Annotated in this window: 14 protein-coding genes; 4 read left to right on the top strand and 10 right to left on the bottom strand. The window is 71.0% G+C overall.

Annotation, left to right across the window (positions count from 1 at the left end):
* Positions 1 to 3: 3 nt before the first annotated feature.
* Positions 4 to 585, bottom strand: coding sequence for a TetR family transcriptional regulator (locus tag OG852_RS24800; RefSeq protein ID WP_330348984.1), 582 nt, complete (start codon positions 583 to 585; stop codon positions 4 to 6).
* A 128-nt stretch (positions 586 to 713) separates the two neighbouring features.
* Between OG852_RS24800 and OG852_RS24795 the strand changes: the two genes are divergently transcribed.
* Entirely contained in the window at positions 714 to 1916 is a 1203-nt protein-coding gene (locus OG852_RS24795) for an MFS transporter (protein WP_330348983.1), read from the top strand.
* Positions 1917 to 2110: 194 nt separating this feature from the next.
* On the opposite strand, the gene OG852_RS24790 is transcribed toward OG852_RS24795, so the two are convergent.
* The 6 genes from OG852_RS24790 to OG852_RS24765 form a co-directional block, all read right to left on the bottom strand.
* Positions 2111 to 3790, bottom strand: coding sequence for a long-chain fatty acid--CoA ligase (locus tag OG852_RS24790; protein ID WP_133911209.1), 1680 nt, complete (start codon positions 3788 to 3790; stop codon positions 2111 to 2113).
* A 117-nt stretch (positions 3791 to 3907) separates the two neighbouring features.
* On the bottom strand, positions 3908 to 4456 hold the full coding sequence (locus OG852_RS24785; RefSeq protein WP_133911208.1) for a SigE family RNA polymerase sigma factor: 549 nt from the start codon (positions 4454 to 4456) through the stop codon (positions 3908 to 3910).
* A 159-nt stretch (positions 4457 to 4615) separates the two neighbouring features.
* Complete coding sequence (locus tag OG852_RS24780) at positions 4616 to 5785, bottom strand: lipid-transfer protein (RefSeq protein WP_133911207.1); 1170 nt, start codon at positions 5783 to 5785, stop codon at positions 4616 to 4618.
* On the bottom strand, positions 5782 to 6171 hold the full coding sequence (locus OG852_RS24775; protein WP_330348982.1) for a MaoC family dehydratase: 390 nt from the start codon (positions 6169 to 6171) through the stop codon (positions 5782 to 5784). Before OG852_RS24775 ends, OG852_RS24780 begins: the two co-directional genes overlap by 4 nt.
* Positions 6168 to 7067: a bifunctional MaoC family dehydratase N-terminal/OB-fold nucleic acid binding domain-containing protein gene (locus OG852_RS24770; RefSeq protein ID WP_133911205.1), complete on the bottom strand. Its 900-nt coding sequence runs from the start codon at positions 7065 to 7067 to the stop codon at positions 6168 to 6170. Before OG852_RS24770 ends, OG852_RS24775 begins: the two co-directional genes overlap by 4 nt.
* 458 nt (positions 7068 to 7525) lie before the next feature.
* Positions 7526 to 7840 carry a hypothetical protein gene (locus tag OG852_RS24765; protein WP_133911204.1) on the bottom strand — a complete coding sequence of 105 codons (315 nt, stop codon included), beginning with the start codon at positions 7838 to 7840 and terminating at the stop codon, positions 7526 to 7528.
* Between the two features lie 369 nt (positions 7841 to 8209).
* Here OG852_RS24765 and OG852_RS24760 point away from each other — a divergent pair, with 369 nt between their 5' ends.
* Complete coding sequence (locus OG852_RS24760) at positions 8210 to 9151, top strand: bifunctional DNA primase/polymerase (RefSeq protein WP_330348981.1); 942 nt, start codon at positions 8210 to 8212, stop codon at positions 9149 to 9151.
* On the opposite strand, the gene OG852_RS24755 is transcribed toward OG852_RS24760, so the two are convergent.
* Positions 9141 to 9806, bottom strand: a complete 666-nt coding sequence (locus OG852_RS24755) for a hypothetical protein (protein ID WP_330348980.1) — start codon at positions 9804 to 9806, stop codon at positions 9141 to 9143. The two genes, OG852_RS24760 and OG852_RS24755, sit on opposite strands and share 11 nt — an antisense overlap.
* A 257-nt stretch (positions 9807 to 10063) precedes the next feature.
* Between OG852_RS24755 and OG852_RS24750 the strand changes: the two genes are divergently transcribed.
* Positions 10064 to 10402: a YciI family protein gene (locus tag OG852_RS24750; RefSeq protein ID WP_330348979.1), complete on the top strand. Its 339-nt coding sequence runs from the start codon at positions 10064 to 10066 to the stop codon at positions 10400 to 10402.
* A 246-nt stretch (positions 10403 to 10648) separates the two neighbouring features.
* On the opposite strand, the gene OG852_RS24745 is transcribed toward OG852_RS24750, so the two are convergent.
* Positions 10649 to 11050: a hypothetical protein gene (locus OG852_RS24745; protein WP_330348978.1), complete on the bottom strand. Its 402-nt coding sequence runs from the start codon at positions 11048 to 11050 to the stop codon at positions 10649 to 10651.
* A 245-nt stretch (positions 11051 to 11295) separates the two neighbouring features.
* On the opposite strand from OG852_RS24745, the gene OG852_RS24740 reads away from it, so the two are divergent.
* The gene (locus OG852_RS24740) at positions 11296 to 11898 is read left to right on the top strand and encodes a hypothetical protein (protein ID WP_330348977.1); all 603 of its coding nucleotides are present in this window, start codon (positions 11296 to 11298) and stop codon (positions 11896 to 11898) included.
* A 454-nt stretch (positions 11899 to 12352) separates the two neighbouring features.
* On the opposite strand, the gene OG852_RS24735 is transcribed toward OG852_RS24740, so the two are convergent.
* Entirely contained in the window at positions 12353 to 12952 is a 600-nt protein-coding gene (locus tag OG852_RS24735; RefSeq protein WP_330348976.1) for a beta/gamma crystallin domain-containing protein, read from the bottom strand.
* Between the last annotated feature and the right edge of the window lie 126 nt (positions 12953 to 13078).

Here is a 13078-nt window from a genome sequence, read left to right as displayed (position 1 = left end):
GGGTCAGGGCCTGATCACCCTGCGTACCGCCTCCTTGACGGAGGCGCGCAGGCGTTCGCGGTCGTCGTCCTCGCCGCCCACCACGATCCGGCGCATCTGGGGGACGACGGCCGTCCAGTTGGCCAGGGCGATGAGCAGGAAGAGCAGGTCGGCGGCGGGGATCGCGTCGCTGATGACACCCCGGTCCTGGCCGTCCTGGACGACGGAGATCTTCTCGCGGTAGTGCGCCTGGCGCTCGGCCTCGTCGGGGAGCTCGGTGACGCCGTACTCCATGCCCTCCCAGAAGAGCAGGCGCAGCACCTCGGGGTGGGCGGCGTGGTAGTCCATCACGCGGTCGATCCAGCCCTCGAGGTCGTCCGCGTCGACGGGGACGGAGACCGCGAGGTCGAGCATGGTCTTCTGCAGCACCTGGGTGAACAGCTCCGCCTTGTTGCCGAAGTAGGCGTAGATGAGCTGCTTGTTCGCCTTGGCCTCGGCGGCGATGCGGTCGATACGGGCGCCCGCGATGCCGTAGCGCGCGAACTCGGTGACGGCGGCATCGAAGATCCGCGCTCTGGTGGCTTCGGGGTCCCGGGTGGTTGCCATGCGGTCATGGTAGCCACCCACCTAACCAACTAGTTGGTTGACGGGAATGCCCCACAGGCACAGACTGTTGCACCCACGGTCCAACCAACTGGTTAGTTACTAGAGTCGGCTCGAAGGAGCACTCCGCCATGCCGTCCGCAGCCACCGTCCCGCAGCGCACCGGACGGGCCCCCGCACCCACCCGCCGCCGCGGGGACCTCCTCCTCGTCCTCATCGCGCTCTGCACGGCCGTCACCGCCGCCAACATCTACGTGGCGGCCCCGCTGCTCCCCCTCATCGCCCACGACTTCGGCTCGGCGCCCTCGGGCGTGGCGTGGATCGCCTCCGTCGCGCAGTTCGGCTACGCGGCCGGTCTGCTCTTCTTCGCCCCGCTCGGCGACCGCGTGAACCGGCGCCGCCTGGTCGCCGTCCTCTCCCTGGTCACCGCTGCGGCGTTGACCGCCGGCGCCGCCGCCACCGGTACGGCAGGACTCGCCGCCGCCGTCCTCGTCGCGTCCGCCGCGACGGTCGTCCCGCAGCTCCTGGTGCCGCTGGTGGCCGCACGCGCCCCCGCCCACCACCGGGCGCGTCATGTCGCCGCCGTCATCGCGGGACTGTTCACCGGGATCGTCGCGGCCCGGGTCCTCGGCGGACTCGCCGGGCAGGCCTTCGGCTGGCGGGCGGTGTTCGTGGGCGCGGCCGTGCTCACCGCGGCCCTCGGTCTGCTGACCTCCGCCGCTCTGCCTGCCGAACCCCGTCGCCCCACGGAGGGCGGTCTCCTCACCGGGCTGCGCACCATGCCGGGACTGGTCCGCCGCTCCCCGGACCTGTGGCGGGCCTGCGTGCGGCAGGCCGGCATGTACGGCGCGTGGAGCGCCCTGTGGACCTCGCTGGCGCTGCTGCTGACGGGGGAGCCGTACCGGCTGTCCACCGCGACGGCGGGCCTGTTCGGGCTCTTCGGGCTCGCGGCGAGCGTGGTGGCCCCGCTGGCGGGCGGTCTGGTCGACCGCTTCGGCGCCGCCAAGGTGGTCCGCAACGCCTACGTCCTGGCCGCCGTCTCCGTCCCGCTCTTCTGGCTGGGCGGCCGGGTCCTCCCGGCACTCTTCGTGGCCGCCGTCGCGATCCACGCGGCCCTGGTCGCCTCCCATGTCGCCAACCAGACCCTCGCCCTGACCACCACCTCGGCCCCGGCCACCGCCAACAGCGCCTACGTGGTCGCGGGCTTCGCCGGCGGCGCCACCGCGTCGGCCCTGGCGGGCCTCGCCTTCGACCACTTCGGCTGGGGCGGCGTGGTCACGGTGGCGGGGGTGTGGCTGGTGGCGGGGTGGAGCACGACGGCCGTACGGCGTTGAACCGCACCACCGCAGCCGTACGACGCTGAAACCGGCGCACGCCGGGCAGGTGCCGCGAGGTGACCTGCCCGGCGTGCGCCTCCACCGTACTCAGAGCCCGTCCAGGGGGCCCGTGCTCAGAGCCCGTCCAGGGAGCCCGTACTCAGAGCCCGTACACGGAGCCCGTGTTCAGGGCCCGTACGCGGAGCCCGTGCTCAGAGCCGGGTGATGTCCAGGGCGCCCTCGGCGTACTGCCGGCGCAGCACCTTCTTGTCGAACTTGCCGACGCTCGTCTTCGGGACCGCCTCGATGATCGTCCAGCGCTCCGGGAGCTGCCACTTGGCGATCTTCCCCTCCTCGGCGAGGAAGGCGCGCAGGGTGTCGAAGTCGGCGGTGGCGCCCTCCTTGAGGACGACGGTGGCCAGGGGGCGCTCGCCCCACTTGTCGTCGGGGACGGCGACGACGGCCGCCTCGGCGACGGCCGGATGCGCCATCAGCGCGTTCTCCAGCTCCACCGAGGAGATCCACTCGCCGCCGGACTTGATGACGTCCTTGGCTCGGTCGGTGAGCGTGAGGAAGCCGTCGGGGCTGATCGTGCCGACGTCACCGGTCTTCAGCCAGCCGTCCTCACTGAACTTGTCGGCGGGCCGCAGGGGTTCGCCGTCGGGGCCGTTGTAGTAGGCGCCCGCGATCCAGGGGCCGCGCACCTCCAGCTCGCCGGCCGACTCGCCGTCCCAGGGGAGGCGTTCGCCGCCGGGGCCGGTCAGGCGGGCCTCGACGCCGGCCGGGAAGCGGCCCTGGGTGAGGCGGTAGGCGAACTCCTCCGGCAGACCGACGGCATGGGCCGGCGGACGGGCGATGGTGCCGAGCGGGGAGGTCTCCGTCATGCCCCAGGCGTGGCAGACCCGCATGCCGAGGTCGTCGAAGGCCGACATCAGGGAGGGCGGACAGGCCGAGCCGCCGATGGTCACCTGGGTGAGGGAGGTGACGTCCCGCGGCTTGACGGTGAGTTCGGCGAGCAGGCCCTGCCAGATGGTGGGGACGGCGGCCGCGTGGGTCGGCTTCTCGCTCTCGATCATCTCGGCGAGCGGGCCGGGCTGCAGGAAGCGGTCCGGCATCAGCATGTTGACGCCGGTCATGAAGGTGGCGTGCGGCAGGCCCCAGGCGTTCACGTGGAACTGGGGGACCACGACGAGCGAGGTGTCCTCGTCGGTCAGGCCCATCGACTGGGCCATGTTGACCTGCATGGAGTGCAGGTAGATCGAGCGGTGGCTGTAGACGACGCCCTTGGGGTCGCCGGTGGTGCCGGAGGTGTAGCACATGGAGGCGGCGGCGCGCTCGTCCAGCTCGGGCCAGTCGTAGTCGGTGGGCTTCCCGGCGAGGAGGTCCTCGTACTCGTGGACCTGGGGGCGGACGTCCGCGAGGAGGGAGCGGTCGCCGGGGCCGGAGACGACCACGTGCTCGACCGTCGGCAGGTGCGGGAGCAGCGGGGCCAGCAGGGGCAGCAGGGAGCCGTTGGCGATGACGACCTTGTCCGCCGCGTGGTTGACGATCCAGACGAGCTGTTCGGCCGGGAGACGCAGGTTGAGGGTGTGCAGGACCGCGCCCATGGAGGGGATCGCGAAGTACGCCTCGACGTGCTCGCCGTTGTTCCACATGAGGGTCGCGACCCGGTCGTCGCCCTCGACGCCGAGGTCCTCGCGCAGGGCGTGGGCCAGCTGGGCGGTGCGGGCGCCGATCTCGGCGAAGGTGCGGCGCTGCGGGGCGCCCTCGCCCGTCCAGGTGGTCACCCGCGACGAGCCGTGGATCTTCGTCCCGTGGGTCAGGATCCTCGAGATCAGCAGCGGTACGTCCTGCATGGTGCTCAGCACGGCGTCCTCCCAGAGCGGCGACATTGCCTACGCGGTGGTAACGGTTGCGCTGATTCTGCGCACATACCGCGCGGTATGTCACTAGGTAGCGATGATCGATCACCTCACCTAAAGCCACGGTAAAACCACCACGTCGGCACGCTAGCGCACAAGCCCCAGTTCAGGGTCCTCGCGGAGCTTGCCGAGGGCCCGGGACACCGCCGACTTCACCGTGCCCACCGAGACCCCGAGGACGTCGGCCGTCTGGGCCTCGCTGAGGTCCTCGTAGTACCGCAGGACCACCATCGCCCGCTGCCGGTCCGGCAGCTTCATGATCGCCCGCCACATGGCGTCGTGCAGCGCCTGCCGCTCGGCCTGGTCCTCCTCGCCGGGCGCGGGCTCCGGCTCGGGCAGCTCGTCGCAGACGTACTCGTCGACCTTGCGCTTGCGCCACTGCGAGGTGCGGGTGTTCAGCAGGGCGCGGCGGACGTAGCCGTCGAGCGCCCGGTGGTCCTCGATCCGCTCCCACGCGACGTACGTCTTGGTGAGCGCGGTCTGCAACAGGTCCTCGGCGTCGCTCGGGTTGGCCGTGAGCGACCGGGCGGTGCGCAGCAGCACCGGCTGGCGGGCTCTGACGTACGACGCGAAGGACGGGTACGGAGACGGCCGCCTCTTGCCGTGGGAGGCGCTGGTGCAGACGGGTGTGGTCATGGCTCCACGCTAGGAGTGAGCCCGTGTAATCCGGATCGCCCGCAGGTGCCGAAGACGGGTCCGCCTCAGGTTGTAGGGGTGGTGCTGACTCCACCTCCTGTAGGTGGAGCGCGGTACGCCGAGTACTACGGGTCGACCCCTGAGACGTACCGGCCGGGCTCAGCCGTCGGCGGTCAGGACCAGGCCGGACGTGGGCACTCCCGTCCCCGCCGTCACCAGGGTCCGTGCCGCGCCCGGCACCTGGTTGACGGAGGTGCCGCGCAGTTGCCGTACGGCTTCCGCCACCCCGTTCATACCGTGGAGGTACGCCTCCCCGAGCTGCCCCCCATGGGTGTTGAGCGGCAGCCGGCCCTCCGCGACGAAACCGGCCGCCTCGCCGGGCGCGCAGAAGCCGAACTCCTCCAGCTGCATCAGCACGAACGGCGTGAAGTGGTCGTACACCACCGCCGCGTCGACGTCGGCGGGCGCGAGCCCGGAGGTGCGCCAGAGCTGACGGGCCACCACGGCCATCTCCGGCAGCCCGGTCAGGTCGTCGCGGTAGAAGCTGGTCATCTGCTCCTGGGCCCGCCCCGCGCCCTGCGCGGCCGCCGCGACCACGGCGGGAGGATGCGGCAGATCACGGGCCCGCTCCACCGAGGTGACGACGAGCGCCTGGCCGCCGTCCGTCTCCTGGCAGCAGTCCAGCAGCCGCAGCGGCTCGGCGATCCAGCGGGAGGAGGCGTGGTCGTCGAGCGTGATCGGGCGGCCGTGGAAGTACGCCGCCGGATTCACCGCCGCGTGCCGCCGGGCCGTGACCGCGACCGGCCCGAAGGCCTCCTCGGGGGTCAGCCCGTAGGTGTGCAGATACCGCTGGGCCGCCATCGCCACCCAGGAGGCCGGCGTGAGCAGCCCGAACGGCATCACCCAGCCCAGCGCCGTCCCCTCCGCCGTGGGCTCCCGGTGCCGTACGCCCGAGCCGAAGCGGCGCCCCGAACGCTCGTTGAAGGCCCGGTAGCAGACCACCACCTCGGCCACGCCCGCCGCGATCGCGAGCGCCGCCTGCTGCACGGTCGCACAGGCCGCCCCGCCGCCGTAGTGCACCCGCGAGAAGAACGACAGCTCGCCCATCCCGCAGGCCTGCGCCACGGTGATCTCCGGGCTGGTGTCCATGGTGAACGTCACCAGCCCGTCCACGTCGGCCGCCGTCAGCCCCGCGTCGTCGAGCGCCGCCCGTACCGCCTCCGCGGCCAGCCTCAGCTCACTGCGCCCCGAGTCCTTGGAGAACTCGGTCGCCCCGATGCCGACGATCGCGGCGCGTCCGCCGAGACCGTCCCGCGCCCGTACGCTCACCGCGCGCCCCCCGCCTGGACGGTGACCCTGCCGCTGACATGCCGGCCGATGCCGTTGTCGCCGGTCACCCGCACCACCACCGTGTCCCCGTCGACCTCCTCGACCACCCCTCGCAACACCATCGTGTCCCCCGGGTAGTTGGGCGCCCCGAGCCGGATGGCGACCTTGCGCAGCACGGCCGTGGGCCCGAAGTGGTCGGTGAGATAGCGGCCGACCAGGCCGTTGGTGGTGAGGATGTTCATGAAGACGTCCGGGGAGCCCTTGGCCCGGGCCGCCTCGGGATCGTGGTGCACGTCCTGGTAGTCCCGCGAGGCGAGCGCCCCGGCCACGATCAGCGTCCGGGTGATCTCGATCTCCAGCGGCGGCAGGGCGTCTCCGGCGTTCACACCGTCACCCCACGGAACACGGGAAGCGTCAGCTCCTCGTCGTACCGTCGGAACTCCAGCCGTACCGGCATCCCGATCCGCACCTTGTCGTACGGCACTCCCACCACGTCGCTCACGATCCGCACCCCCTCGGCGAGCTCCACCAGCACGACCGCGTACGGCGGCTCGAAGGCCGGGAACGGCGGGTGGTGCAGGACGACGTACGAGAAGACGGTCCCCTCGCCGGACGCCTCGACGGTGTCCCACTCGGGGCCGCCGCAGGCCTGGCAGCCGGGCAGCCACGGGAAACGGAGGGCGGCGCAGGCGGTGCAGCGCTGCAGGAGGAGGCGGTGCTCGCGCACGCCCTCCCAGAAGCCGGCGTTGTCGCGGTTGACGACCGGCCGGGGCCGGCGCTCGCGCGGCGCCTGTTTCCGGCGGGCGGGTGCGTACTTGAGGACGCGGAAGCGGTGGGTGCCGACGAGGTCGGGGCCGACCCTGACGTCCGTGCGGGTCGTGACGAAGTGGCCGGAGCCCAGCTTGGTGGTCTTGCGCTCCGACACCGACTCGATCACCGTGTCGAACGCGACCTCGTCGCCCGGGCGCAGGGGACGGACGTACTCCTGCTCGCAGTCGGTGGCCACGACCGCCGTGCAGCCCGCCTCGTCGAGTACGGCGAGCAGCTCCTCGTAGGCCGGGGCGCGGCCCGCGTGACCGCCGAGGCCGCCCATGATCCAGGCCTGGAGCATGGTGGGCGGGGCGATCGCGTCGGGCCCGGTGTAGGCGGGGTTCCGGTCGCCCATGGCCTCGCACCAGTGCCGGATCATGGGCAGGTTGACGGGGTCCCGGCCGGTGCCGGCGACGGCGGCGGGCCGGCCCTCGTAGGCCTTCAGCGTGGCGTAGAGCCCGTCGTCGTCCACGGTCGCCGCTCCCTCCGGGAAATCACCGCTCGGGCAGGTTTCTGACTGTCCGTCAGATACGGAGGGCTGTCAAGGTCGGGATGCGGAGGGAGCTCGAACACGCCTGCGCGGCGGCACCCGAGCACCGCCGCGCAGACGCTGTCACACCCCCACGGAGCACATCCCGACCGGAGACCGGGCCGGCTCCGGAGCCTCACCGGTCCCCCCGGTCCCTCCCCCTGGCCCCTCCGATCCCTCCGGCTTCTCCCCCTGCCCCCTCCCGTCCCTCCGGCTTCTCCCCCTGGCCCCTCCCGTCCCTCCGGCTTCTCCCCCTGCCCCCTCCCGTCCCTCCGGCTTCTCCCCCTGCCCCGTCCCGTCCCTCCGGCCCCTCCCCTGCCCCCTCCGATCCCTCCGGCTTCTCCCCCTGGCCCCTCCGATCCCCCGCCCCCGGTCCCTGCGGCCTCCCCTGCCTCCCCGGCTCACCTGAAGAGCGGGGCGAAGGAGACCGCGATGTTCCTGTTGCCCTGGTTGAGGGCCGTGTAGGCGGCGCCGTTGACCTGGCCGGTGTTGCTCTGGTTCGAGGCGCCCGAGCCGACGGCGTTCTGCTGGGTGGTCGAGGAGTTGCCGTTGTTGTCGTGTCCGACACCGCTGCCGACGACGCTCGCGACACCCGCGTTCGATCCGTCGTCCGCGAAGCCGCCGTTGTCCGCCACCGCGACGCCGGTGAAGAGCGCGGCGGCGAGCGGAAGGGCGGAGACGGCGGCGATGACGCGGGCGGTACGGATGCTTGCCATGTTGGTCCTCCAGAACCATCGGACTGTGCAGTACGAAGCCCTGAGCTGGCTCGAACTGCGGCTTTCACCAGGCCGGTTGGCCGACCGGCCGGTGCGGTGACGACGTCGCGAGACCAGAGTTGCCCACCGGATCACTCGGAACCACCTCGGAAGACCCGATTCGCACGCAAGCGTGATGACAAGTCGATAAACCCCTGGCCGCGCTTTTCCCGCCCCGGACACCCCAACCCCTGCCAGGTCGGACAGCTCTCCCGCAGGCCCCGCAAGGGAGGAAGCGTTCCGCCAACTGTCCGGCCGGCCCTGCGGTTCCCGGGCGCGTCACAGCGGCCCGCCCTTCCCTTTTTCGAACGCCAGTACGACACTGGGTGCATGGCCACCATCGACCGGCACAGCGCCCGGGACCCGGACCGCCGTCCGGACCGGCACCCCCGGCAGGCCGCCACCCTGGCCCTCGCCCACGCCCTGTCGGCCGCCGAGCGCGGCCTGGCCGTCATCCCCCTGTCCCGGACCAAACTCCCGGCCCTGCGCTCCCCCCACCGCCCCGAAGACCCTCCGTGCCACGGCACCTGCGGCCGTTTCGGCCACGGGGTGTACGACGCCTCGACCGACGCGGCCCGCATCCGCGCGCTCTTCGCCGCCGCCCCCTGGGCCACCGGCTACGGCATCGCGTGCGGTCTGCCCCCGCACCATCTGATCGGCGTCGACCTGGACACCAAGTCCGGCACGGACGCCACGGGCGCCCTGCGCGAGCTGGCGCTGCGCCACCTCTTCACCATCCCGCCCACGGTGGTGGTCGTCACCCCGTCCGGCGGCCGGCACCTCTGGCTCACCGGCCCACCGGACGTCGTGATCCCCAACTCGGCCGGCCGCCTCGCCCCCGGCATCGACATCCGGGGCGCCGGCGGCTATCTGGTCGGCCCCGGTTCCCGCACGGCCCACGGGGCGTACCGCACCGCCCCGGGCACGGACCGGCTGGCACCGGCGCCCTGCCCACGGGCACTGGTCAGACTGCTGACCGCGGGGGCCACCCGGACCCGGGAGACCCCGCCCGGGACCGGAGCTCCGGCCGGCCGCGCATCCACCGGGCCAGGAGGCACCCACGGCCGAGGACTGCTCCAGTTCGTCCTGGCGGCACACGAGGGCCAGCGCAACACCCGGCTGTTCTGGGCGGCCTGCCGGGCCTACCAGAACGGCATCGGCGAGGCGCTCACCGACGCGCTCGTGGCGGCCGCGGTCCGCACCGGCCTCACGGAACGCGAGGCTCGCTCGACGGTCGCGTCGGCGGCGCGGATGTCCCGCCCTACGGCGTGAAGACCTGCTCCAGCCGGTGGATGGCGCCGTCGTCACCGGTCTCGTACCGGAAGACCAGCCCGGAGTCGGGGTGCGCGTCGACCCAGTCGATCAGCTCCTGCACCCCGATGCGCCGGTTCTCGGTGCTGTCGGTGATCGGCGTGACGGCGGTGACGTACGCGGCCTGGTCCAGCGCCCAGCGGCTGTCCTCCCCGGAGACGACGAACGGGGCGCCGTCGGTGTCCTTGTCGGGGCACCCCCAGGCCCCGTGCTGGATGACGAGGTTCACCTTGCCCGTGTCGGCGGGCAGCTCCTCGACCCGGAACAGCGCGAACTCGTCGGGGTCGTAGTCGTCGGGGGTGGGGGGCTTGTCGGCACAGGCGGAGGCGGATCCGGCGGCGACCGGTGGCGTGGCCGTGGCCGTGGCGACGGCGGAGGGCTTGCCCTTGGAACCACCCGCGGACGCCCCGGCGGACGCCCCGGCGGACGCGCCGGTGGCGACCGACCCGGCGGGCTCGGCGGTGGCACCGGCAGCGGGGCTGGAACTCTTGGCGGCCCCGCCCGCACTCGCGGCGTCGCCGCCCTTCTCGCACCCGGTGAGTACGGCGGTCAGCGCGGCGACAGCCATGAACGCACCGACGACGGGTCTGAGCCGGTTGACCTTCATCTGCGACATCCCCCTGTTCACGGGCGACCCAGCCGGCCGCACCCGAGGCGGGACGCTAACAACGTCCCTGGTCGGAGGGGAGACCAGCAAGCCCTTGCGTCACACAGCCGGGACACAGCTGTCACGGGGCGAAGACGGGTGTGACGGGCTCCGGGCGTGGGGCGGTGAAGCGGGCGAGACGACCGATGAGAAGCTGACACGCAGTCCGTCTGACCGAGAGCGGCATCGAGGCGGCCAGGTGGCCGCTGGACAAGGAGGCGGACAGGATGGCGCGCTACCTGATCTCGTTCGACGACGGATCGATGAACTTCCCCGCGGAGGACCTCCCTGCGGTCGCCGAGGCGTCCCACCGGGTGGTCCAGGAGGCCAAGGACGCAGGTGTCTGGATCTTCGGCGCCGGAGTGGAGCGTCAGCAGGCGAGCATCGTGGCCACCGACGGCACGGTCACGGACGGACCGTTCCCCGAGACGAAGGCGGTCGTCGGCGGCTTCTCGATCATCGAGGTCCCGTCGCGCGCGGACGCGCTGATGTGGGCTGCGAAGATCGCCGAGGCGTGCCGGTGCGCCCAGGAAGTGCGCGAGATCATGTACGACCCGGAGAGCTGAGCCGCCGATCCGTACCAAAGGTCGTGCCCCATCCGTGCCCGGCCCATCGGGGAACTGCGGTGAATCAGGGTGCCGTGCGGGCACCTCGTAACACGACGGCCCCTGACCAATGATCCACGGAGGCTGTGGTCCACACAGGGTCCACTGGCTCTTCCAGCGCCTGGGCCACCCGTCGGATCGGGTCGGTCCACCTCCCCCACTCGCGTCCTCACCAGTCGCCCGCGGCTCGTCGCTGTACAGCAGCAGCTACCAGTCTCGCCAATCATCCGTGATCTCGGTGCGGCTGATCCCTCGCCTGGCTGCCAGAGTAAGGACGTCAATGCCGTGCTCCGCCAAGGTCTGATCGATGTAGAGGCACAACTCCTCGCGCTCTTCGGTCTCATAGCCGGCGCCGTCGTGGTCCTCGTTGATCCCATTCAGCGCCAGGACAACACGCTTGATCACCTCGAAGACCTGCTCGTCGTCCTGGTCCCGAAGCTTGGCCACATCCGACTCGAACGCGTGCAACGCCCTATCAGTCGCCGCCAGCAGCGACTCCGGGAAGAGCTCCGACATGAAGGCATCGCTCAGGGCTCGTGTCCCAGCAGCGAGCTCGGCCGCCTCTTCGTCCACGCGGGCCCGCCAACGTGCTGATGGTCTGATTGCCATACCTGGACCGTAAGCCCAGGCACCGACAGTGCCGTCGCAGTGCACGCTTTCCAACTGTGGTGGTGGGGTGTTGGGGCGCGTGCAGGGGCGTTCACCTGCGTTCATGGGCGGCCCGCTCGTGGGTTGCAGCCGACTCGCGGTCTCGCCTGAACGGCCGTGAACGGGGCTGAACGAGACGGAAACTGAGACGGAGCGCGCGCATAACTGGGGTGACGGTTGGCTGCGGTCGGCGCTAGCGTGCGGCGGTGATCAGCAATGAGGGAGTACGGCTGGGTGCCGAGGCCGCACATCGCCTGGCACAGACGGGCCTCTATGAGTTCGAGGCGGGGCTGACGGAGGCCGAGTTCACGCGCATCGAGCGCGAGTACGGCTTCGAGTTCGCGGACGATCACCGAGCATTCCTTGCGGCCGGGCTACCGATCAACGTCCCTACCGAGGACGGGCAGACCTGGTCCAGGCCCTGGCCGGAGTGGCGCGGCGGTGATTTGGACAGCTTGCGTCGACAGCTCGACTGGCCGGTCGAGGGTGTTCTGCTCGACGTTGAGCACAACGCGTTCTGGTACGAGGGTTGGGGTGAGCGTCCAGCCGACGCAACGGCGGCACTGGATACGGCGCGGCGTCATCTGGCGGAGTCGCCGGTGATGGTGCCCGTGTATGCCCACCGATACCTGCCTGCCGGCCGAGGAAGCTTCGGGCATCCGGTGCTCTCGATGTGGCAGACCGACATCATCTATTACGGCCTGGACCTGGCCGACTACATGCACCAGGAGTTCGACGAGGCGCGGGGCGAGGTCGACGACAGCTGGAACCCGCGAGCGACGGCCCCCTTCTGGCGGGACCTTCACTGACTCTTCGAGGAGCCTGGGCTGGCGGCGGGCGCCCTCAGCTTGGGAAGCCTGGGTCTCCGACGGGCGGTAGCTTGGCTGACCTGCGGCTGAGCGGCTACGGGGTCCGCTTGGCCGACGAGCTGTGCCCCGCGATTCCCCGTGGTTCCCCGCATGATCTGGCACGCATCTGGCACGTTGGCCGACGTTGTTGATGTCTGAGATCGACTTCGCCGCGTTCGTACCGCATGCAAGGCCTGTCCGTCTTGATGAATACTCCGCGTACCGCTCACCACTGGCTGACGTGCCGTGCTCTCTGCGCCACGCGGGCGTCTCGCTCTGGCTTTGTCCGCACGGCAGGCGCCATCCTCACGCCACAGTGGGTGAGGATGGCGCCTCCTCGTGTTTCTGGACCGCGTTTCGCCGTCACGCCCCCTGGGCCGGAACACGAGATCTCCGGCCCTGGTGCCGGTGGCGGCTAGACGGACTTGAGCTTGAAGATGAACCGGTTGCGGCCGTCCCGCGAGTACTCCATGTTCTCGGGGAAGTTCGTGGCGTCGGCAACGTCGATCGACTTGGTGCCGGCGTTCCAGACGAAGTGGATGGCGCCTGTGGCGACGTATTCGCCGCTCTGCTCGTTGCGGACGTAGATGGCGGTGGTGACCGGCGGGCCGTCTTCTGGCATGACGCCAACAAGGCCGTACTCGGGGTCGCCGGAGTGGACGATGATGGTCCCCACGTCGTAGGAGTCAATCTTCAGGCTGAACCGCCCGTCCGGTGCGCCGGTGAGGTCTTCGAGCCGGACCGCGATGGGCAGAGTGGTGCTGTCGACGACCTTGAACCGGGTCAGCCCGCCGATGTCGGAGATGTCCGCCTGGTCGAGGTCCCATTCTCGGTACTTGCCGGTCTGGTTGGCGTGCTGCCAGGCCAGGATCTTGGCCTTCGTGCCGACCTTGACGGACTTGAACCTGTCGTTGAGCTGGCCCGGGTACAGGTTTTCGTCGGCTCCGACCCTGTAGGGGTGGGCGTCGCCCGAGAGGTTGGTTCGGGTGTAGAAGATGACTTCCTGGTCGCTCATGTCGTCCCTTTACTGAGGTTCGAGCCCCCCTCACTACTCAAAGTTACCAATTGATTACACGTAGGGACTGTCATGCTGCCCGGCGTTCCGGCGGCCACGCTCGGTCACGGTCCACGCTCCGGACCA

Origin of the sequence: Streptomyces sp. NBC_00582, from assembly GCF_036345155.1 — a bacterium.
In the GTDB taxonomy this organism is placed as follows: Bacteria; Actinomycetota; Actinomycetes; order Streptomycetales; family Streptomycetaceae; genus Streptomyces.
This window is presented reverse-complemented; position numbering and strand designations above follow the sequence as displayed.

Excerpts from the sequence above, each read along its gene's own strand:
- OG852_RS24800 (WP_330348984.1), bottom strand. The coding sequence starts at position 585 with ATGGCAACCACCCGGGACCCCGAAGCCACCAGAGCGCGGATCTTCGAT.
- OG852_RS24755 (WP_330348980.1), bottom strand. The coding sequence starts at position 9,806 with ATGTCGCAGATGAAGGTCAACCGGCTCAGACCCGTCGTCGGTGCGTTC.
- OG852_RS24760 (WP_330348981.1), top strand. The coding sequence starts at position 8,210 with ATGGCCACCATCGACCGGCACAGCGCCCGGGACCCGGACCGCCGTCCG.
- OG852_RS24745 (WP_330348978.1), bottom strand. The coding sequence starts at position 11,050 with ATGGCAATCAGACCATCAGCACGTTGGCGGGCCCGCGTGGACGAAGAG.
- OG852_RS24785 (WP_133911208.1), bottom strand. The coding sequence starts at position 4,456 with ATGACCACACCCGTCTGCACCAGCGCCTCCCACGGCAAGAGGCGGCCG.
- OG852_RS24750 (WP_330348979.1), top strand. The coding sequence starts at position 10,064 with ATGGCGCGCTACCTGATCTCGTTCGACGACGGATCGATGAACTTCCCC.
- OG852_RS24790 (WP_133911209.1), bottom strand. The coding sequence starts at position 3,790 with ATGTCGCCGCTCTGGGAGGACGCCGTGCTGAGCACCATGCAGGACGTA.
- OG852_RS24765 (WP_133911204.1), bottom strand. The coding sequence starts at position 7,840 with ATGGCAAGCATCCGTACCGCCCGCGTCATCGCCGCCGTCTCCGCCCTT.
- OG852_RS24735 (WP_330348976.1), bottom strand. The coding sequence starts at position 12,952 with ATGAGCGACCAGGAAGTCATCTTCTACACCCGAACCAACCTCTCGGGC.
- OG852_RS24795 (WP_330348983.1), top strand. The coding sequence starts at position 714 with ATGCCGTCCGCAGCCACCGTCCCGCAGCGCACCGGACGGGCCCCCGCA.